16 protein-coding genes are annotated in these 19583 nt (G+C 72.8%); 1 reads left to right on the top strand and 15 read right to left on the bottom strand.

The window, feature by feature from the left end:
• The first annotated feature begins 33 nt into the window (after positions 1–33).
• On the top strand, positions 34–2127 hold the full coding sequence (locus tag OG429_RS29125; protein ID WP_328928208.1) for a S9 family peptidase: 2094 nt from the start codon (positions 34–36) through the stop codon (positions 2125–2127).
• An 88-nt stretch (positions 2128–2215) separates the two neighbouring features.
• On the opposite strand, the gene OG429_RS29120 is transcribed toward OG429_RS29125, so the two are convergent.
• The 15 genes from OG429_RS29120 to OG429_RS29050 form a co-directional block, all read right to left on the bottom strand.
• Positions 2216–3190, bottom strand: a complete 975-nt coding sequence (locus OG429_RS29120; RefSeq protein ID WP_328928207.1) for an ABC transporter ATP-binding protein — start codon at positions 3188–3190, stop codon at positions 2216–2218.
• On the bottom strand, positions 3187–4182 hold the full coding sequence (locus tag OG429_RS29115; protein WP_328928206.1) for an ABC transporter ATP-binding protein: 996 nt from the start codon (positions 4180–4182) through the stop codon (positions 3187–3189). The genes OG429_RS29120 and OG429_RS29115 overlap by 4 nt, the downstream gene beginning before the upstream one ends.
• On the bottom strand, positions 4182–5168 hold the full coding sequence (locus tag OG429_RS29110; protein ID WP_328928205.1) for an ABC transporter permease: 987 nt from the start codon (positions 5166–5168) through the stop codon (positions 4182–4184). Before OG429_RS29110 ends, OG429_RS29115 begins: the two co-directional genes overlap by 1 nt.
• Positions 5165–6133, bottom strand: a complete 969-nt coding sequence (locus OG429_RS29105) for an ABC transporter permease (RefSeq protein ID WP_328928204.1) — start codon at positions 6131–6133, stop codon at positions 5165–5167. The genes OG429_RS29110 and OG429_RS29105 overlap by 4 nt, the downstream gene beginning before the upstream one ends.
• Positions 6134–6155: 22 nt before the next feature.
• Positions 6156–7901 carry an ABC transporter substrate-binding protein gene (locus tag OG429_RS29100; protein ID WP_328928203.1) on the bottom strand — a complete coding sequence of 582 codons (1746 nt, stop codon included), beginning with the start codon at positions 7899–7901 and terminating at the stop codon, positions 6156–6158.
• A gap of 269 nt (positions 7902–8170) precedes the next feature.
• On the bottom strand, positions 8171–8902 hold the full coding sequence (locus OG429_RS29095; RefSeq protein WP_405678040.1) for a scabin-related ADP-ribosyltransferase: 732 nt from the start codon (positions 8900–8902) through the stop codon (positions 8171–8173).
• Positions 8903–9092: 190 nt separating this feature from the next.
• A complete protein-coding gene (locus OG429_RS29090; RefSeq protein WP_328928201.1) occupies positions 9093–9803 on the bottom strand; it encodes a GntR family transcriptional regulator in 711 nt (236 codons plus the stop codon).
• Positions 9804–9858: 55 nt separating this feature from the next.
• A complete protein-coding gene (locus OG429_RS29085) occupies positions 9859–10788 on the bottom strand; it encodes an ornithine cyclodeaminase family protein (protein WP_328928200.1) in 930 nt (309 codons plus the stop codon).
• Entirely contained in the window at positions 10785–11813 is a 1029-nt protein-coding gene (locus OG429_RS29080) for a proline racemase family protein (RefSeq protein WP_328928199.1), read from the bottom strand. The genes OG429_RS29085 and OG429_RS29080 overlap by 4 nt, the downstream gene beginning before the upstream one ends.
• Complete coding sequence (locus OG429_RS29075) at positions 11810–12814, bottom strand: proline racemase family protein (RefSeq protein ID WP_328928198.1); 1005 nt, start codon at positions 12812–12814, stop codon at positions 11810–11812. The genes OG429_RS29080 and OG429_RS29075 overlap by 4 nt, the downstream gene beginning before the upstream one ends.
• 38 nt (positions 12815–12852) lie before the next feature.
• Positions 12853–13773 (bottom strand): dihydrodipicolinate synthase family protein, encoded by a 921-nt coding sequence (locus OG429_RS29070; protein WP_328928197.1) that lies wholly within the window; start codon positions 13771–13773, stop codon positions 12853–12855.
• Positions 13774–13849: 76 nt separating this feature from the next.
• A complete protein-coding gene (locus OG429_RS29065) occupies positions 13850–15337 on the bottom strand; it encodes an FAD/NAD(P)-dependent oxidoreductase (protein WP_328928196.1) in 1488 nt (495 codons plus the stop codon).
• Entirely contained in the window at positions 15318–15629 is a 312-nt protein-coding gene (locus tag OG429_RS29060; RefSeq protein WP_328928195.1) for a (2Fe-2S)-binding protein, read from the bottom strand. The genes OG429_RS29065 and OG429_RS29060 overlap by 20 nt, the downstream gene beginning before the upstream one ends.
• Positions 15630–15783: 154 nt before the next feature.
• A complete protein-coding gene (locus tag OG429_RS29055; protein ID WP_328928194.1) occupies positions 15784–16956 on the bottom strand; it encodes an NAD(P)/FAD-dependent oxidoreductase in 1173 nt (390 codons plus the stop codon).
• A gap of 73 nt (positions 16957–17029) precedes the next feature.
• On the bottom strand, positions 17030–19441 hold the full coding sequence (locus tag OG429_RS29050; protein WP_328928193.1) for a collagenase: 2412 nt from the start codon (positions 19439–19441) through the stop codon (positions 17030–17032).
• Between the last annotated feature and the right edge of the window lie 142 nt (positions 19442–19583).

Below are 19583 nucleotides of genomic sequence, written 5' to 3'. Positions count from 1 at the left end.
TGGCTATGACATTGCACATGTCACACTACGATCATGGATGACTTCCTCAGGCTCTCCGCGAGCACGGCCCGGTTCACCTACGGCGCCCCGCGCGCCTTCGCCTTCGGGGACGAAGGGCGCCTCCTCTGGTACCTCCGCTCGACCGGTCCCGCCGACGCATTCGACAGCCTCTGGGTCCTCGACACGGCCACCGGCGCCGAGACCCGGCTTGCCGATCCCCGCGAACTGTGCCCCGAGCCGGGCGAGCTCCCGGCCGTGGAGCGCCGGCTGCGCGAGCGGATCCGCCTCGTCGCCGCCGGGATCGGTTCGTACGCGCTCTCCGGCGACGGCAGGCGCGCCGTCTTCCCGCTCTACGGGCGGCTCTACGGGGTCACCGCGGACGGGACCGGACGGCCTCAGCAGATACCTGCCGCCGGACCCGCCCTGGACCCCCGCCCCAACTCCGACGGCACCCGCACCGCGTACGTCAGCGACGACGCCCTGTACGTCGAACCCGGCGGCCGGGTCAGCCCGGCCGACGGGGCCCGCTGGGGCGTCGCCGAGTTCGCCGCCGCCGAGGAGCTCGGCCGCTCCCGGGGCCACTGGTGGTCACCCGACGGGGTCACCCTGCTCGCCGCCCGCGTCGACGAGTCCGCCCTCCAGCGCCGGTATTTCGCCGACCCCGGCCGCCCCGAGCTCCCGGCGGAGGACTTCGCGTACCCCGAGGCGGGCGGGCCCAACGCCGACGTCCAGCTCTGGGTGCTCGGCCCGGACGGGGACCGGACACGGCTCGACTGGGACGCGGAGGCCTACCCGTACGTCTCCGACGCGGGATGGGAATCGGCCGGCGAGATCCTGCTGACCGTCCAGGACCGGCTCCAGCGGTCCGTGCTGCTGCTCTCCGCCGACCCGGCCACCGGCCGTACCCGGGAGCTGTCCCGCACCACGCACCCGCAGTGGGTGGACCCGCTGGTCCCGGGCACCCCGGCGCGCCTGCCCGACGGCCGGATGCTGACCGCCGCCGACACTCCCCCAGCTACCGCTGGGGGTACCCCCAGCGGCGGGGCCGCCCGGGCACTCGCGGTGGACGGCGAGCTGCTCACCGGCGACGGGGTCCAGGTCCGCGGCGTGGCCGGGCTCCACGAGGGCCGGCTGCTGATCGAGGCCGGGCTGCGCGACCCCGCCGAGCAGCAGGTGCTGCTGCTGGACCCGGCGACCGGGGAGCTGACCCCGGTCGCCGACGGGCCCGGGGTGCACAGCGTGACCGCCTCGGCCGGGACCCTGCTGCTGACCTCGGCCGACGCCGAGGGGATCCGCCGCACCGTACGCACCCCCGACGGGCGGGAGTTCACCCCCGCCGACCTGTCCCGGCCGCTGCCGTACCGGGTGGTCCCGGTCTTGGAGCGGGTCACCGAGCACGGCGTCCCGACCGCCCTCGTCCTCCCCCGCGACCACGTCCCCGGCCGGCGGCTGCCGGTCCTGGTCGACGCGTACGGCGGCCCCGGCTACCAGGACATCAGCGCCGAGCCCCGCCGCTGGCAGGCCAAGCAGTGGTGGGCCGACCAGGGCTTCGCGGTGGTCACCGTCGACAACCGCGGGACCCCGTACGTCTCGCCCGCCTTCACGCACGCCATGTACCGCGGCTTCTCCGAGGTCACCCTGGAGGACCAGGTCGCGGCGCTCCAGGCGCTCGGCGCCCGCCACGGCGACCTCGACCTCGGCCGGGTCGGCGTACGTGGCTGGTCCTACGGCGGCTACCTGTCGGCGCTCGCGGTGCTGCGCCGCCCGGACGTCTTCCACGCGGCGTCCGCCGGGGCCGCGCCGACCGACTTCCGGCACTACGACACCGCGTACACCGAGCGGTACCTGGGCCTCCCGCAGGAGCGGCCCCAGTCCGACGACGTGTACGAGCGGGACTCCCTGATCCCCGACGCCCCGAAGCTGACCCGGCCGCTGCTGCTGACCACCGGCCTGGCCGACGACAACGTCCACCCCTCCCACACCCTGCGCCTGTCCCAGGCCCTGACGGACGCGGGCCGCCCGCACCAGCTGCTCGCCCTCCCCGGTGTCACGCACATGACCCCGGGCGGCACGAAGGAGAAGGTCATGGCCCTGGAGCTGGAGTTCTTCCGCAGGGAACTGGGCTGATCCCACGCGAGCAGGGCCCCGCGGACGCCATTGGCCGCGGGGCCCTGCTGCTTCCCCGGATCCCCGTCAGTCAGCCGGGGGCCTGTGCCTACACCAGATGACACGCCACCTCGCGCGAGGCGGCCGACCGCAACAGCGGTCGCTCGGTGCGGCAGATCTCCTGCGCGACGGGGCAGCGCGGGTGGAAGGTGCAGCCGGGGGGCGGGGCGGCCGGGCTCGGCGGGTCGCCGAGCAGCACGATCCGCTCCCGCCGCCGCTCCGCCGCCGGGTCGGGCAGCGGTACGGCGGACAGCAGCGCCCGGGTGTAGGGGTGCTGCGGGTTCTCGTAGAGGGACTTCTTGTCCCCGATCTCGACGATCCGGCCGAGGTACATGACGGCGACCCGGTCGCTGACCCGTTTGACCACCGACAGGTCGTGCGCGATGAACACGTAGGCGAGGCCCAGCTCTCCGCGCAGCTTCTCCATCAGGTTGACGATCTGGGCCTGTACGGAGACGTCGAGGGCGGAGACCGGTTCGTCGGCGACGATCAGCCGGGGGCTGGTGGACAGGGACCGGGCGATGCCGATGCGCTGGGCCTGGCCGCCGGAGAACTCGTGCGGGTAGCGGTCGATGTGCTCGGGGATCAGGCCGACCAGTTCCATCAGCTCGGCGGCGCGCCGACGGGCGTCGGCGGCGCTCCAGCCCTGCACCAGCAGCGGGTCGGAGATGATCCGGGCCACGGTCTGGCGGGGGTTGAGGGAGGAGTGCGGGTCCTGGAAGACCATCTGGATGTTCTTGCGCAGCGGCCGCATGGCGCGCTGGGACAGCAGGCTGATGTCCTTGCCCTCGAAGGCGACCGTGCCCGAGGTGGGCTCCAGCAGCCTGACCAGCATCCGGCCCGTCGTGGACTTCCCGCAGCCCGACTCCCCGACCAGGCCGAGGGTCTGACCGGCCTCCAGGTCGAAGGAGACCCCGTCCACGGCGCGCACGGGCGCCCCCCGGCGCCCGGTCGCGGTCCGCTTCCCGGGGAAGGCCATGGTGAGGTCCCGTACGGACAGCAGGGGTTCGGCAGTCGTCTTCATCGCGTCGCCTCCTCGGCGGTGCGGGTCCCGGCGAAGTGGCAGGCCACCGTCCGCCCCGGAGCGTCGGCGTACGTCTGCAGCTCCGGGCGTACGTCGGTGCAGGGCGCGGCGGCGCGCGGACAGCGCGGGGCGAAGGCGCAGCCCGGGGCCGGTACGAGCAGGGACGGCGGGGAGCCGGGGATGAAGGGCAGCGGCTCCTCGTCGTCGGTGTCGAGGCGCGGCAGCGAGTCGAGCAGGCCCCGGGTGTACGGATGGGCGGGGTCGGCGAACAGCTCGTCCACCGGCGCCTGTTCGGCGGCCCGGCCGCCGTACATGACCAGCACCTCGTGGGCGACGCGGGCGACCACCCCCAGGTCATGGGTGATCATGACGACGCCGAGTCCGCGCTCCTGCTGGATCCGCGCGATCAGCTCCAGGATCTGCGCCTGCACGGTGACGTCCAGGGCGGTGGTGGGCTCGTCCGCGATCAGCAGATCGGGCTCGCAGGCCAGGGCCATGGCGATCATGGCGCGCTGGCGCATGCCGCCGGAGAACTGGTGCGGGTACTCGCCCGCGCGGCGCGCCGGTTCCGGGATGCCGACCTCACCGAGCATGTCGACGGCCCGCTTGCGCGCGGCGGCCCGCCCGGCCCTGAAGTGCACCCGGAAGTGCTCGGCGATCTGCTCGCCGACCGTGTAGTAGGGGTGGAGGCTGGAGAGCGGGTCCTGGAAGATCATGGCCATCCTGCGGCCGCGGACCTTGGCCAGCTCCCGCTCGGAGAGGCCGGTCAGCTCCCGTCCGGCGAGGGCCACGGAGCCGCTGACCTCGGCCGCGCCCCGGTGCAGGCCCATCACGGCGAGCGAGGTGACCGACTTGCCGGAGCCGGACTCGCCGACGATGCCCAGGGTGCGGCCGGCCTCGACGGTGAAGCCGAGGGAGTCGACGGCCCGTACGGTGCCGTGCGGGGTGGTGAAGGTGACGCGCAGATCGCGTACCTCAAGAAGTGCGGCCATCAGTACCTCACCCTCGGGTCGATGACGGCGTACAGGAGGTCGACGACGAGGTTGGCGACGACGATGAAGAAGGCGGCGAGCAGGGTCACGCCGAGGACGACCGGCTGGTCCGAGCTGACGAGCGCCCCGTAGAACAGCCTCCCGATGCCGGGGAGTCCGAAGATGGACTCGGTGATCACGGCTCCGGCGAGGAGCCCGCCGAGGTCCATGCCGAAGATGGTCAGGATGGGGGTCATCCCGGAGCGCAGGCCGTGTTTGACGACGACCGTGCGCTCGGGCATCCCCTTGGCCCGGGCGGTACGGATGTACGGCTCGGCCATCGCCTCGATCATCGAACCGCGGCTCTGGCGGGCGTACATGGCGGCGTACAGCAGGGCGAGCGCGGTCCACGGCAGCAGCAGGTTCGAGGCCCAGGCGAGCGGGTCGTCGGCGAAGGCCTGGTAGGCGGGGTAGGGCAGGAGGCCGGCGACGCGGATGACCCCGTAGATCAGCATCACCGAGGTGAAGTAGACGGGCAGGGAGGCGGCGGCGACGGCCCCGACCATGAGGGCCTTGTCGGTGGCGGTGTCCTTGCGCAGGGCCGCGGTGACCCCGGCGCCGAGCCCGAGGACCAGCCACAGCACGGCGGCGCCGACGGCGAGCGAGGCCGAGACCGGCAACCGGTCCATGAGCAGGTCCCAGACCGGGAGGGAGTTCTCGTAGCTGTAGCCCAGGCAGGGGAAGTCGCACTGGACGGCGTACTGGCCGGTGCCGAGGGTGCGGCCGGTGAAGATGCCGGTGAGGAAGTCGGTGAACTGGCGCCACAGGGGCTGGTCGAGGCCCAGGTACGCCCGTACGTCGGCCAGCCGCTCGGCGCTGCAGGTCTTGCCGCAGGCGGCCGCGGCCGGGTCGGAGGGCAGGACGTAGAAGATGACGAAGGTGACGGCGGCTATGGCGAGGAGCACGCCGACGAGGGCGAGCAGCCGGCGGGCGAGGTAGAGGATCAACTGCGGCCGCCCCTCGGGTCGAGGATGTCGCGCAGGGCGTCGCCGAGCAGGGTGAAGGCGAGCACGGCAAGGAAGAGGAAGACGCTGGGGATGACGAAGTACATGGGGTCGGTCTCGTAGAAGGCGACGGACTCGGCGATCATCTGGCCCCAGGACGGGGTGGGCGGGCGGACGCCCACGCCGAGGTAGCTCAGCGCCGCCTCGGTGCTGATCATGCCGGGGATGAGCAGGGTGGTGTAGGCGATGACCGGGCCCGAGACGCCGGGGAGGATGTCGCGGGTCAGGATCCGCCAGGAGCTCGCGCCGCCCACGCGGGCGGCGTCCACGTACTCGCGGTGTTTGAGGGAGAGGGTCTGGCCGCGGACGACCCGGGCGACGCCGGGCCAGCCGAAGACGCCGATGACGGCGGTCATGAGGACGATCCGGTTGACGTCCTTGGCCACGGACAGCATCGCGATCATGAAGATCAGCGAGGGGAAGGACATGGTCAGGTCCATGAGCCGGGACAGGACCGCGTCGGTGCGGCCGCCGAAGTAGCCGGCGGCGATCCCGGCGGCGGTGCCCGTGACCACCACGATGGCGGTGGCGGCGAAGGCGATGAGGAGGGAGACCTGGGCGCCGTGGACCACGCGCGCGAACAGGTCGCGGCCCGTGACGGGTTCGACGCCGAGCCAGTGCTCGGGGCTGATCCCGCCGAGGGAGCCGAGCGGCTGGCCGCCGAGGTAGGGGTCGATGGCGGTCTTGTCGAACTCCTCGGGGGACCAGCCGCCGAGCGCGCCCAGCCAGGGGGCGGTGGCGGCCATGAGGACGAAGAGGAGGACGACGCAGAGGCTGACGCGGACGGCGGGGCGGCGACGGAGTTGCCGCCGGGCGAGCTGCCAGGGGCTGCTGCCGGGCGGGACGTCCTTGGCCGGGGCGCCGGCCGGGGCCGCCTGGGGGGCGGCGCCGGGTGCGGTGGTGGTCATGGTGTCGTGGGACCCGGCGTCCTCAGCCCTGGCTCTTCGACGGGTCCTTGAGGCCGACGCTCCCGTAGTCGACGGTGCCGGTCCACACGGGGTGGCCGTAGGCGCCCGCGATGTTCGGGCCGACGAGGAGCGGCTTGCGCTCCATGAGGATCGGGATGGACGGGGACTTCTTCATGATCTCCGCGTCCAGGTCGATCCAGGCCTGGTTGGCCTGCTTCGCGTCGGCCATCGCGTTGATCTCGTCGATCCGCTTCGTGGTGGCCTCGTCGCGGAACTGGGCGTAGTTGCCCTGGTTCCCCTTGTCCTTGATGGTGCGTCCGTCGAAGACGAAGGGCATCCAGGTCGAGCCGGAGGGGTAGTCGGGGCACCAGCCGGTGTACGTCATGTCGGGGGTCGTGGAGAGGTCGCCGATGACGTCGTAGTACGCGCCGGGGTCGACGGTGTCGATGACGACCTGGATGCCGGCCCGGGACAGGCCCTGCTGGATGGCCTCCGCCCTGCCCTTGTCACCGGTGGAGACCGCGAGGGAGACCTTCAGGTTCTCCTTGCCGGCGGCCTTGAGGAGCTCCTTGGCCTTGGCCGGGTCGCCGGCCGGGGCGATCTTCAGGGTGTCGGCCTGCTTGCCGCCGGAGAGGGCCGGGGGCAGGTAGGCGGTGGCGACCTCGTTGAGGGCGGGCCCGCCGGCCGCGGTGATGATGGCCTCCTTGTCGACGGCGTACTGCATGGCCTCGCGGACCTTGGGGTCGTTGAAGGGGGCGCGGGAGTTGTTCAGGTGGAGCATGACCGTACAGCCCTGGGACTCGGCGAGCAGGCGCGCCTTGACCTCGGGCTTGGGCAGCACCTTGGCGGCGCTCTCGGGGCGCATGTTGGCGTACTCGACGGCGGAGGCGTCGGCGCCCTCGCCGGCGATGATGCGGTCGTCGATCTGGCCGCCCTTGAGGCCCATGACGACCACGAACTTGTCCGGGTAGGCCTTGCGGACGGTGTCGGTCTTCGGGTCCCAGTGCTCGTTGCGGACGAGCACGAGCTTCTTGTCGCGGTCGTACGACTCGATCTTGTACGGGCCGGAGGAGAACGGGCGGGCGTCGTACTGGGTGCCCTTCTCCTGGGCCTGCGGGACGGGCGCGAACGTGGGGAGCGTGGCGGTCTGGGAGAACTCCGCGACGGGCCGCTTGAGTTCGAAGACGATCGTACGGTCGTCGGGGGTCTTGACGGAGTCGAGGTGCTGCCCCTGGAGCGGGCCCTTGTAGCCCTCGCCGCCGGCCAGGTACTGGGCCGCGTAGTCGGGGCCGCCGGTGAGGTCGGGGGCGAAGGAGCGCTCGACGTTGTACTTGACGTCCTGGGCCTTGATCGGCGAGCCGTCCTCGTACTTCAGGCCCTCCTTGAGGGTGAAGGTCCAGGTACGGCCGCCGTTGGAGGGGGTTCCGAGGTCGGTGGCGAGGTCGGGGACCAGCTCGCTGCCGCCCTTGCCCGGCTCGGCCTTGAAGGTCACCAGGGTGCGGTAGAGCAGCCGGGTGCCGAAGTCCATGGTCGGCATGACCCAGTTGCGGGCCGGGTCGAGGTGGGCGAAGTCCTGGTTGGACAGGACGGTGAGGGTGCCGCCCTTGACCGGAGTGCCGCCGAGCATCTTGCCGTCGTTCGCGGCGGCGGGGTTCTCGGCGGAGGCGCCGCCCTTGCCCTTCTTCGCGGTGCCGGAGCAGCCCGAGGCGCCGAGTGCGAGAGCGGCCACCAGGGCGGTGGCGAGGGCGAGTTGGGTGCGCTTGGTCATGGGTCACTCCAGTGAAGGGCCGCGCTCTATGATGTGACCGGTAACATAGTAATGTGAAATTGCACTGACAAGAGGTTGAGCCCCCCGTTATCCAGCCGTATCCAAAATCGGGCACCCGGAGTCGAGTTGGGGCTTCCGGGCGGCCCATGTGCGGCGACCGCCCGACGCCGCGCAGCGCCAGGCGGCCCGGGGTCGTCATCCCGTCACCACCTGGCGCCGCGCGTCACGTCGTACGGCCGGAGCGGCACCCGCTCCCGCCTGGGATCAGCTCAGTGCCGCGAACCGGCCGTCTCCTTCTCCTTCTCCCTCTCCTTGTGCTTGCTCGGGACCGGACGGAAGTCGGGGTTCGTCACACAGCCGAGGTTCCGGTAGATGCGGTCGTTCGTCTGCGGGTCCCGGCCGACGAAGTGGTACTTGCAGGCCCCCTCGATGAACCTGGCTTCGATGCCGCCGGGGAAGTCGATCTCCTTGTTCCACAGGAAGGTCGACACGAGGCCGGTCTGCCGTGCGGTGGCGTTGATGTCGATCCCGCCGGGAGCCTGGATCGCGTACACCCAGCCGTCCCCGCTCCCCGTGGCGAATTCCTGCGCCACCCACCGCTCACACGTGGTGCTCACGTGCGCGGCGTCCGGCTGTTGGGCGCCCCCGATGATCCACTGCGACAGCGGGATGAGGTTCATGCCCCGCGGCTCGAAGCCGCTGGCGAAGATCGTTTGAGGGGTCCGCGTGTCGCCCCGCCACAGCGTGTTCCCGTCGTGCCGCCAGTACCAGGCCTCACGCACCGCGGCGAGGTCCACCTCCGGCTGGATAGTGGGGTCCGTCGTGGTCTGCAGCCACTCCGACGCACGGTAGCCGCCGGTCGGGCCACAGGGGCCGGTGTCACGGATCTGCTGCGGGGTGCCCGGGTACGGATCCGCCGCGGCGCCGGCGGGTGAGCCGAACGCCAACGAGACGGTGACCAGGACGGTGGCGGAAGCGATCCGAAATGCAGTCTTCAACACAGTCGGTGCAACCCATCACTCGGTGTACAGGACTGTGTGTTGGTAGACGGATTCCGGGCGGGATCAACCTCCGTTCGCAGCCGTCACCCGCAGGCATCACGAGGTCCACCCGCCCGGCGCAGGCCCCGCCTCCGAGCCGCCCTCACGGCGGTGGGACCGCAGCCCGACTCCGCCCCTCCCGTTCACAGCGCTACACGCCGGAGCCGAGGCCTCCCGGTGTGCGGCCGACCGGCTCGTCGCGGCCCTGGGCCCAGAGGGAGCGGACGTGGCCGAGGTGGCGGACCATGCAGGCCTCGGCCGCCTCGGCGTCCCCGCTGATCATCAGGTCGAGCAGCTCGATGTGCTCCTCCGCCGAAGACACCAGCTTTCCGGCCTCGTCCAGGCCGGTCAGCCCGTACAGCCGGGACCGCTTGCGCAGGTCGCCGACCGTCTCGACGAGGCGGTCGTTGCCGGCGAGCCCGAGCAGCGTGAGGTGGAAGCGGCGGTCCGCCTCCAGATAGCCGATGAGGTTGTGCTCGCGGGCGCTCGTGACGATCTCCTGCGCGACCGGCCGCAGGGCTTCCAGCTGCTCGGTCGTGGCGATCTTGGTGATCCGGCCGATGGTCGGCACCTCGATCATCGTGCGCAGCTCGGTGTACTGGTCCAGGTCGCGCTCGCTGACCTCGGTGATCCGAAAGCCCTTGTTGCGGACCGGTTCGACGAGGCCTTCGCGGGCCAGGTCGAGCATGGCCTCGCGCACGGGCGTGGCCGAGACACCGAGTTCGGCTGCGAGACCGGGGGCCGAATACACGCTCCCCGGGCGCAGTTCACCCGCTATCAGGGCTGCTCGGAGGGCGTGGCCGACCTGGTCGCGGAGCCGTTCCTGGGCCTTGATGAGACTGTGCTGCTTCAGGTCACCCATTGCATTTCCTCCGAGCCATGGCAGAGGAACAGCGTACAATGTCACGTTTCGCTGCTCACACCCTGGCGGCCTCGAACAACGCGACCGCCACGGCCAGATCTTCCCAGGCCATGCCCACACTCTTGAAGAGCTGTGGACAACTCTGCGGCCCGCCCGCCGGCATCCGTCCGGCGACGAGGTCGGCGAGCGTGCCGGTGATGTGGCCGGGCCCGATCGCCCCCTCGGCCTCCGGGACCAGCAGGTCCCCCGCCTCCCGCAGGGCCGCCGCGCGCGACTCCACGTACACGGCGGCCCGCCGCACGAGGGCGGTGTCGGTCTCCCGGGCCGTCGGTTCGTGCGAGCCGACGGCGACGACCGTGGCGCCCGGGCCGACGAGACGCCCGTCGAAGAGCGGTTCCCGGGCCGTGGTGCAGCAGATGACCAGATCGGCGTTGGCCACGTCCTCAGGTGCGCCGGTCCGGGCGGTCAGGCCCAGGGTGCGGGCGTGCGCGGCGAGCCGCTCGGCGCCCTCCCGGTTGCGGCCGACCACCACGACGTGGTCCAGCTCCCTTACGGACAGGGCCGCTTCCAGGTGCCCGTACGCCTGCGGGCCGGAGCCGAACAGCACCAGCCGCAGCGGGCGCCCGGACGGAGCCAGGTGGCGCAGCGCGAGGGCGGAGACCGCCGGGGTGCGCAGGGCGGTCAGGGCCGCGCCGTCGAGCAGGGCCAGCGGGCGCAGGGTGCGCCCCTCCAGCAGGAGGTAGGAGCCGGTGATCCGGGGCAGCCCCCGGGCCGGGTTCCCGGGCGCGACCCCGGCGATCTTCACCCCGGCGTACGCCCCGGAGGCGGCGGGCATCAGCAGCAGCTCCCCGTCGGGGACGGGGATGTTGGTGCGCTGCGGGCAGCTCTCCGGGTCGAGGCCCCCGAGCAGGGCGGCGGCCAGGGCGTCGGTGGCCGCGGCCGGGGTCAGGAGCCCGGCCGTGTCGTCGGCGCTCAGCCGCCTCACAGCAGGAAGCCCGTACCGAGCGCGTCGTGCGGGTCGTGCGTGAAGGCGTGCTCACCGGTGCGGTACGCGGTGCCCGTGATCTCGGTGACGCCCCCCGGGAGGATCCGGCCGGTGAACACCGTGCCGGTGACCGACTCGTTGACGAGGTCCTCCCCCGCCGCGAGCCGCCCGTCCTCCGCGAGCAGCGCGAGCCGCGTCGAGGTCCCGGAGCCGCAGGGCGAGCGGTCGATCTGGCCGTCGGCGAAGACGGTGACGTTGCGCTGATGGGGCCCGAAAGGAGTATCGGGGAGTTCCTCGTACAGGATCACCCCGTAGACGCCGGAGAGCAGCGGCCCGCCGGGATGCCAGGTGGCCGGGTGGGTGGCCAGCGCGGCGCGGATCTCCCGGCCGGCCCGCACCAGGTCGGGCAGCGAGGCCGGGGACACGTCCAGGCCGAGGTCGCGGGCGGCGACGGAGGCGTAACAGGCCCCGGCGTGTGCGATGTCCACCTCGGCGAGCCCCAGCGTGGTGGCGACCGGCACCTTGCGGGCGCTCACCCGGGCGGGGACGTTGCGGAAGGTGACCCCGGTGGTGCGGCCGCCGTCCCGGTGCACGGTGGCGGTGACCCGCCCGGACGGCACGTCGATGCGCACGGCCGCGTCCCCGTCGTCCGGGGCGGCGACCCGGCCGGCGTCCACGGCCCAGACGCCGAGCGCCATGGTGCCGTGGCCGCAGGCGGTGGAGTAGCCGTCCTTGTGCCAGAACAGCACGCCGAAGTGCGCGCCGTCGTCGTCGGGCGGGACGACGAACCCGCCGTACATTCCGGCGTGCCCGCGCGGCTCCTGCACCAGCAGGCGGCGTACGTCGTCCAGTGCGCCCCGGCGCGGGGCCGTCCCCGATCCCCCCGGGCCGATGGCGGTGGCGCAGCGCTCGGCGACGGTGTCCCCGGGGACGGGCGGGAAGCCCCCGTGGGCGGCGGCGGCCGTGTCGACGATGCGGAAGGGCTCTCCGGCGGTGTGGTAGTCCACCGTTCGGACGGTGATCACAGGAGGAAGCCTCCGGGGAAGGGGTCGGTCGGGTCGAGGAAGTACTGGGCGGTCCCGGTGATCCAGGCCCGGCCGGTGACGGTGGGGATGACGGCGGGGTGTCCGCCGACGGTGGTCTCGCCGACCAGCCTGCCGGTGAACTCGGTGCCGATGAACGACTCGTTCACGAAGTCCGCGCCGAGCTCCAGGAATCCGCGGGCGTGCAGCTGGGCCATGCGTGCGCTGGTGCCCGTACCGCAGGGCGAGCGGTCGAACCAGCCGGGGTGGATGGCCATGGCGTGCCGGGACCGGCGGGCGTCGGAGCCGGGGGCCGCGAGGTAGACGTGCTTGACCCCGGCGATGGAGGGGTTCTCGGGGTGGACGGGCCGGTCGCCGGAACCGTTGACCGCCTCCATGATCGCGAGCCCGGCGGCGATCAGGTCGTCCTTGCGGGCGCGGTCGAAGGGGATGCCGAGGGAGTCGAGTTCGACGAAGGCGTAGAAGTTGCCGCCGTAGGCGAGGTCGTAGGTGACCGTGCCGAGGCCGGGCACGTCCGCCTTCAGGTCGAGCCCGACGCAGAAGGAGGCGACGTTGGTCAGGGTGACCGCGGTGGCCGCCCCGTCCTCGACCCGGACGTCCACGCTCACCAGCCCGGCCGGGGTGTCCAGCCGGACGGTGGTGACCGGCTCCACGACGGGCACCATCCCGGTCTCGACCAAGACGGTGGCGACCCCGATGGTGCCGTGCCCGCACATGGGCAGCAGGCCCGACACCTCGATGTAGAGGACGCCGAAGTCGGCGTCGGGGCGGGTGGGGGGCTGCAGGATGGCACCGCTCATCGCGGCGTGGCCGCGCGGCTCGTACATGAGCAGGGTCCGGATGTGGTCCAGGTGCTCGATGAAGTGGAGCCGCTTGTCGGCCATGGTGGCGCCGGGGATCACCCCGACTCCCCCGGTGATCACCCGGGTCGGCATGCCCTCGGTGTGCGAGTCCACGGCGTGGTAGATGTTGCGCGTGCGCATCAGGCGCCCCCTCTGGCGGGTCGGTCCAGCCCTGCTGGTTAGTTGAGGCCCTCGGCGAGGGCCTTCTCGGTGGCGGCGCGGACGGCGGCCTCGGTCTCGCCGGTGAGCGGGAAGCGCGGCGGGCGGGTGGCGCCGCCGGGGCGGCCGGCCAGGTCCATGGAGAGCTTGATGGCCTGGACGAACTCGGTCTTGGAGTCCCAGCGCAGCAGCGAGTGCAGCGACTTGTACAGCGGCAGTGCGGTGGCGAGGTCACCCTCGACGGCGGCCCGGTACAGGGTGGCGCAGGACCGCGGGAGCGCGTTGGGGTAGCCGGCGATCCAGCCGACGGCGCCGGCGAGGGCGAGTTCGAGCAGGACGTCGTCGGCGCCGATGAGCAGGTCGAGGCCCGGGGCGAGTTCGGCGATCTCGTACGCGCGCCGCACGTCACCGCTGAACTCCTTCACGGCGACGACGGAGCCGTCGGCGTGAAGCCGGGCGAGCAGGGCCGGGGTCAGGTCCACCTTGGTGTCGATGGGGTTGTTGTACGCGACGACGGGCAGCCCGGCGCGGGCGACCTCCGCGTAGTGGGCGCGTACGGCTTCCTCGTCGGCGCGGTAGGCGTTGGGGGGCAGCAGGAGCACGGAGCCGGCGCCCGCCTCTGCCGCCTGGTCGGCCCAGCGGCGGGCTTCGGCGCTGCCGTAGGCGGCGACGCCGGGCATGACGCGGGCGCCGTCGCCGGCCGCCTCGACGGCGGTACGGACGACGCGGGCCCGCTCCTCGTCGGTCAGGGTCTGGTACTCCCCGAGGGAGCCGTTGGGGACCACACCGTCGCAGCCGCCCTCGATCAGCCAGGCCACGTGCTCGGCGTAGGCGTCGTAGTCGACGGTGAGGTCCTCGCGCAGGGGCAGCGCGGTGGCGACCATGATTCCGTGCCAGGGGCGGGTGTCCGTGCGGGGCGCGGGGGTGGGCGCGTGGTTCATGAGGTGACTCCCTAGTGTGGTGTGTGACATTTTACTAGTGGGTGTGAGGCGGCCACAAGGGGCCGGGCCGACCTGATCAGCCGTCCGCGCCGGGAAGTTCGGCGGAATGCTCGGCGGGAAGGTCGGCGGGAAGGCCCGCGAGATGGCGCAGCGGGACCGGGCAGGACAGCGGCCGCCGGTCGGGCGCCGCGTCCGTGGACGCGGCGGACCCGCCGGCGAGGGCGGCGACGGCCGGGCCGCACATCCGGCCCTGGCACCAGCCCATGCCCGCCCGGGTGAGGAGTTTGACGGTACGGGCGTCCCGTGCGCCGAGGTCTTCGGCGGCCTCGCGGATCCGGCCGGCCGGCACCTCCTCGCAGCGGCACACGACGGCGTCGTCCCGCAGCCAGCCGGTCCAGCGGGGGCCCGGGCGGTGGGCGGCGGCCATCGCGTCGGCGAAGGCGCGCAGCCGCGAGCGGCGGCGGGTCAGGGCGGTGGGCACGGACCGGCCGGCGATCGCGTGGGCCGCGATCTCCCCCTCGGTGATCGCGAGCCCGGCACCGCCGATGCCGCCGGTCTCGCCCGCGGACCAGACGCCGGGGACGGAGGTGCGGCCGTCGGCGGCGAGGTCCAGGGCGACGGTGCCGTCGGGGCTGCGGCGGGTGGCGCAGCCGAGGCCGGTGGCGAGTTCCAGCTGGGGTACCAGGCCGTGGCCGACGGCGAGGGCGTCGCAGGGGATCCGGCGGGCGGTGCCGGGCAGCGGGCGCCAGTCGCGGTCGAGCCGGGCCACGGTGACGGCCTCGACCCGGTCGGTGCCGTGCGCCTCCGTCACGGCATGCCGGGTGAGCAGGCGGATGCGGTGCCTGAGCAACGCGCCTCCGTACGTCGCGCCTTCGGCGAGCTTGGCGGGGTTGCGGAGCAGGGCCGCGGCCTTCCCCGCGTACGCGGTGTACGCCGACGCCTCCACCACGGCGGGGACGGAGGCTCCGGCGGCGGCCAGGGAGCCGGCCACGGCGAGGAGCAGCGGGCCGCTGCCGGCGACGACGATCCGCCTGCCGGGCAGGACGAGGCCCGCCTTGAGCATGGCCTGGGCGCCGCCGGCCCCGACCACGCCGGGCAGCGTCCAGCCGGGGAAGGGGAGTTGGCGTTCGTACGCGCCGGTGGCGAGGAGGACGGCCCGGGCCGTGACGGTGGCGGCGGCGCCCTCGTCTCCGGCCACGGCGTGCAGGGTCCACGCCGTCTGCCGGGCCACCACCGTCCACACGTGGTGGCCCGGGAGGTACGTGATGCGGCCCGCCGACACATGGGCGCGCAGGGCGGCTTCGCGGGTGGCGAAGTCTGGCCAGGCGTGGTGGAGGGCCTCGGGGCGGGCCGCGCCCAGGCCCGGGGCGGGGTGGCGGTAGAACTGGCCGCCGGGGCGCTCGCCCGTGTCGAGGACGGTGACGCGCAGGCCGAGGCCGGCGGCGGTGACGGCGGCGGCGAGGCCGGCCGGACCCGCGCCGACGACGGCCAGGTCGGCGGCGGCGGCCGGGCCGGCCGGATCTGCCGGATCGGCCGCCGGTCGGTCAGACGGCGAGCTCGGCATGGCCGGTTCCCTCCTGGGTGGTCACGGTGTCGCCCTCCTGGGCGGGGACGAGGCAGGCGCGCTGGTTGGGGCGGCCGTTGACGGTGACGAGGCAGTCGTAGCAGCTGCCGATCCCGCAGAAGGCGCCGCGCGGGGCGCCGCCGTCGCGGGTGGTGCGCCAGGCGAGGATCCCGGCGGACCAGAGGACGGCGGCGATGGACTGGCCCTCCTGCGCGGGCAGTGCGCGGCCGTCGAAGTCGACCGTGTACTGCGACGCGGGGCTGCCGCCGACCAGTGAGCGGGGGCTGCGCATGTGGGGGTCCTCCTCGGGGGGTGTCGGGGGCGGGGCGAGGGCGGGTGGGGGCCGGGCCGGGGTGCCGTCCGGGACTGCATGATTTATGGCGCCGGTGCGATCGGCCTGCGCGGGCATGTTTTGTGCCGACAAATCATGTTTTACGTCCCGGACGTCACCCCGGCCCGTCCCCGTCCCCGGCGTCGGGTGACTCGCCGAAGCGTTCCGGGCGGAAGGGGGTCGCGTCCAGAACAGGTTCGGTTCCGGTGAGGGCGGCGGCGATCAGTAGGCCCGTCGCCGGGGCCAGGCCGATGCCCGCGCCCTCGTGGCCGCAGGCGTGCAGCAGTCCGGGGCGGCGGGGGTCGGGGCCGATCGCCGGTAGGTGGTCCGGGAGGTACGGGCGGAAGCCGTGGTAGGTGCGCAGGACCCGGACGTCGGCCAGGACGGGGAAGAGCGCCGCCGCCTGAGCGGCGAGGCGGCGCAGGGCCTCGGTGGAGAGGGTCCGGTCGAAGCCGACCCGTTCGCGGGTGGCGCCGATGAGGACCGGGCCCGACGGGGTGCCCTCGACCACCGCCGAGGACTGCAGGGCCGCGGAGCCGCTCGCGACGTCCGCGATGTAGTCGGCCGCGTAGACCTTGTGGCGGACCACGCGGGGCAGCGGTTCGGTGACCAGGACGAAGCCGCGGCGCGGAAGGACCGGCAGGCTCACGCCCGCGAGGTCCGCGACGCGGCCGCCCCAGGTCCCCGCCGCGTTCACCACGGCCGGAGCCAGGAGTTCGCGCCGGGTGGTGCGGACGCCGCGGACCGCCTCGCCGGACCGCAGGATCCCGGTCACCTCCTCGCCGAGGTGGACCTCGGCGCCCGACGCGGCCAGCAGGCGGGCCGCCGCCTGGGCCGGCTGCACCTGCGCGTCCTGCGGGTACAGGAATCCTCCCGCGAGGCCCCGGGCCAGATGGGGCTCCAGGGTGCGCAGGTCGTCGGCCCCCGCCTCGACCGCGTCGACCCCGGCCTTGCGCTGGCCTTCCGCGAAGCTCCGCAAGGCCTCCAGCGCAGCCTGGTTCGGGGCGACGACGAGGCCGCCCTTGGCCTCGTACTCGATCTCCTGGGGGAGGACGCCGGCCAGTTCGGTCCACAGGCCGGTGGAGAGCAGGGCCAGGTCGAGCTCCGGTCCCGCCTCCTTGTCGGAGACGAGCAGGTTGCCTTCGCCGGCGCCCGTCGTGCCGCCCGCGACGGGGCCGCGGTCGACCACGGCCACGGAAAGTCCGGCGCGGGCCGCGTAGTACGCGCACGCCGCTCCGACGACGCCGGCGCCGATGATCACGGCGTCCAGTGGGTGTCTCTTGAGCACGGCAGTAATATGTCACATTCCTTAGTGGCTGCCCAGACCGGTCCCGCGGGATGCGGGACCGGTCCGGGACGGGTCAGCTGCGGAGCGGGCCCTCACAGCTGTAACTCGACGAGCCCGCCGTCTTGTTGCTCCAGATCTCCAGCGGACCGAAGGAGCAGTTCATGTCGGCGAGGTTGTTGGACGCCGCGCCGGCGCGGTCGAGGATGAAGTAGTCGACCGTCTCGGACATGTCCTTGAAGTTCTGGTCGTCGCTGCGCCAGTTCTTCAGGTTCGCGGTGATCCGGCCCGTACAGGTGAAGCGGCGCTTGCCGGGGTCGCCGTTCTCCACGCAGTCCGGGGTGTTGTACGTGGCCGTGGCGAAGGCCGACTTCACCGACGCCAGCGCCGAGTCGCGCAGCTGGTCGTTCGGGGTGAAGGAGGTGTTCGGCACGAACAGCTGGTCCACCTTGGCGATCTGCGCGTCCAGGAAGCGGTCGTAATCGCGCTGGAGGTAGGTGTCGGCTCCCATCCGGTGGCGCCAGGCGTCGTACGCGGCCACGTCGTTGTTGCGCAGGTGGGTGTACATCTCGCGCAGCAGGGTGGGCTTCTCGGTCCACAGGAACTCGAAGAAGGTGCCCGCGTAGCTGTAGAAGCGGAAGCCGTCGCCGTCGTAGGTGGCGTTCAGCAGCTGCTCGACGCTCATGCGCGGGCCGCCGCCGGACGTGTCGCTGATGATGCTCTTGACCAGGGACTTGCGGACGGCGATGCCGTTGTCGCGGGTGGCACCGTCGAAGAACTCGGCCGTGCCCTCGTCCATCGCGGTCGTGCGGTCGCCCTCGTACCAGGGGCCCTGGCCGAAGAAGCCGGGGACGGCGAAGCGGCCGTTGAGGTAGTGCGTGTACTCGTGGCGGAAGAGCTCTTCGAGGGTGAGGGAGGAGTCCTGGGGGACGCGGCGCTGGTACGTGTAGAAGGTGGCGCCGTTCTCGATGTAGATGCCGCCGTTGTTGGTGCCGTAGCCGGTCAGGATCGGGTGGTAGTTCTCGTAGTCCGCGCGGGAGGCGTAGAGCACGATGTTCAGCGTGGTGTTGGGGTCGCCGGCGAGCGGCTGGTCGGTGCCGAGGACCCGGTGGTACTGGGTCTTGACCTGCTTGCTCGCGTAGTAGAGCTGGTCGACGGTGGCCCGGTCGAGGGCGGTGCGGACCTTGATGCCGCCGTTGTCGTAGGTGTAGGTGTAAGGGAAGAGCTGCTTCTCGATGTCCTCCTTGCAGACCCCGTACTGCTTGCACGCCTGGTAGTAGTTGAGCCAGGACACGAGCTTGGCCCACGGCTCGGTGCCGAAGGTGGACTTCACCGGCTCCAGCAGGGCGCCGATGTCGGCGACGATCTGGTCCTTGAGGGCCGGGATCTGGCCGAAGCGGCCGTACTCGCCGAGCGCGTCGCGCACCACCCAGGCGTTGCCGGTGCCCTTGAGGTGGGTGTAGCCCGAGAAGCCCTTGAAGACCGCCCGGTACGCGGGGTCGGCCGCCACCGCCGCCTGGAAGGCGGTGTCGTGGTTGCCGTCGTAGACGCCGAGGTAGTTGACGGAGAGGCCGGCGAGCGCCGCGCCCGCCCAGCCCGCGTCCAGGTGGGTGGCCGGGTGGGCCGGGTCCATGGTGGCCAGGACCTTCTTGATGAGGCCCAGCTGGTGCTGGCGCAGGCCCGGCGCGCTGCCGGCGTAGAGGGCCTCGCGCAGGGTCCGGGCGTTGGAGGCCGTGACGTCGAAGGTGTGCGCGGCGTCGCCGAAGGCGGCGATGGCCTGGCGCATGGCGTCCACGGTCGGCGGGTCGGTGACGTCGATCTCGGTGCGCGAGTAGTCGTGGTACGCGACCGCGTGCAGGTAGGTGAACATCTCCTCCAGGTGGGAGGAGTTGCGGCCGTCGTGGGCGGCGGCCAGGCCGGATATCCGGCGGGACACGGCCTGGACGTGCGCGTCGGACATCACGGGGGCCAGGCGGGCGTCCCACGTCCAGATGAGACCGCGCAGACAGCCGTCGGCGAGGACGGCCTGATCGGCGAGGAAGTCGGCGAACTGCTCCGGGGAGAGGTTCGTGATCCCGTCGAGGGTGCAGGGCACGCCCGCGGCGACTCCCCCAGCTACCGCTGGGAGGTGCCCCCACTGCGCGGTGGGAGCGGACTGGGCGGCCGCCTTGCCGCTCTTCTCGACCCGCTCGGCCGTGGCGGTGGCGGTGGCGGCCGTCGCGGCGCCGGGGACCTGCCCGGCGATGGCCTGCCCGCCCGGGGCCGGGGCGGGCGAGGAGTCGGTCTTGGGCGCGTCGGCGAGGTGGTCGACCTCGTCGAACGGGTTCCCTACGGGGCCGGGGGCCGGGGTGGCGGACCGGGCGCCGGTGAACGCCGCCGGGGCTCCGGACTCCGCTGCCTGCGTGGCGGCCTGGCCCGCGGTGGCGAGAAGGGTGACCGCGACGGCGGAGGCGAGGAGGGAAGAACGCACTGCTCTGTGCTTGAACACCGAGAACTCCTGATGGAGAGGGTGACGTGGGGGGTGGTGCGTGTGAAATGCCCTGAGCGAGTTCAACTGCTCTGCGTCACGCGGCGTTTGACGGGGATTAACGTGCCGCGATGTGAGCTGTAACATAGTAATGTGAAATTGC

Source organism: Streptomyces sp. NBC_00190, assembly GCF_036203305.1.
Classification (GTDB): domain Bacteria; phylum Actinomycetota; class Actinomycetes; order Streptomycetales; family Streptomycetaceae; genus Streptomyces.
The sequence above is the reverse complement of the archived record's forward strand: the minus strand, read 5'-3'. Positions and strand labels throughout refer to the sequence as shown.

What these genes read in the sequence shown, in the direction of transcription:
- OG429_RS29125 (WP_328928208.1), top strand. Translation starts at nt 34, where the DNA reads ATGGATGACTTCCTCAGGCTCTCCGCGAGCACGGCCCGGTTCACCTAC.
- OG429_RS29120 (WP_328928207.1), bottom strand. Translation starts at nt 3,190, where the DNA reads ATGAAGACGACTGCCGAACCCCTGCTGTCCGTACGGGACCTCACCATG.
- OG429_RS29115 (WP_328928206.1), bottom strand. Translation starts at nt 4,182, where the DNA reads ATGGCCGCACTTCTTGAGGTACGCGATCTGCGCGTCACCTTCACCACC.
- OG429_RS29105 (WP_328928204.1), bottom strand. Translation starts at nt 6,133, where the DNA reads ATGACCACCACCGCACCCGGCGCCGCCCCCCAGGCGGCCCCGGCCGGC.
- OG429_RS29100 (WP_328928203.1), bottom strand. Translation starts at nt 7,901, where the DNA reads ATGACCAAGCGCACCCAACTCGCCCTCGCCACCGCCCTGGTGGCCGCT.
- OG429_RS29090 (WP_328928201.1), bottom strand. Translation starts at nt 9,803, where the DNA reads ATGGGTGACCTGAAGCAGCACAGTCTCATCAAGGCCCAGGAACGGCTC.
- OG429_RS29075 (WP_328928198.1), bottom strand. Translation starts at nt 12,814, where the DNA reads ATGCGCACGCGCAACATCTACCACGCCGTGGACTCGCACACCGAGGGC.
- OG429_RS29070 (WP_328928197.1), bottom strand. Translation starts at nt 13,773, where the DNA reads ATGAACCACGCGCCCACCCCCGCGCCCCGCACGGACACCCGCCCCTGG.
- OG429_RS29065 (WP_328928196.1), bottom strand. Translation starts at nt 15,337, where the DNA reads ATGCCGAGCTCGCCGTCTGACCGACCGGCGGCCGATCCGGCAGATCCG.
- OG429_RS29060 (WP_328928195.1), bottom strand. Translation starts at nt 15,629, where the DNA reads ATGCGCAGCCCCCGCTCACTGGTCGGCGGCAGCCCCGCGTCGCAGTAC.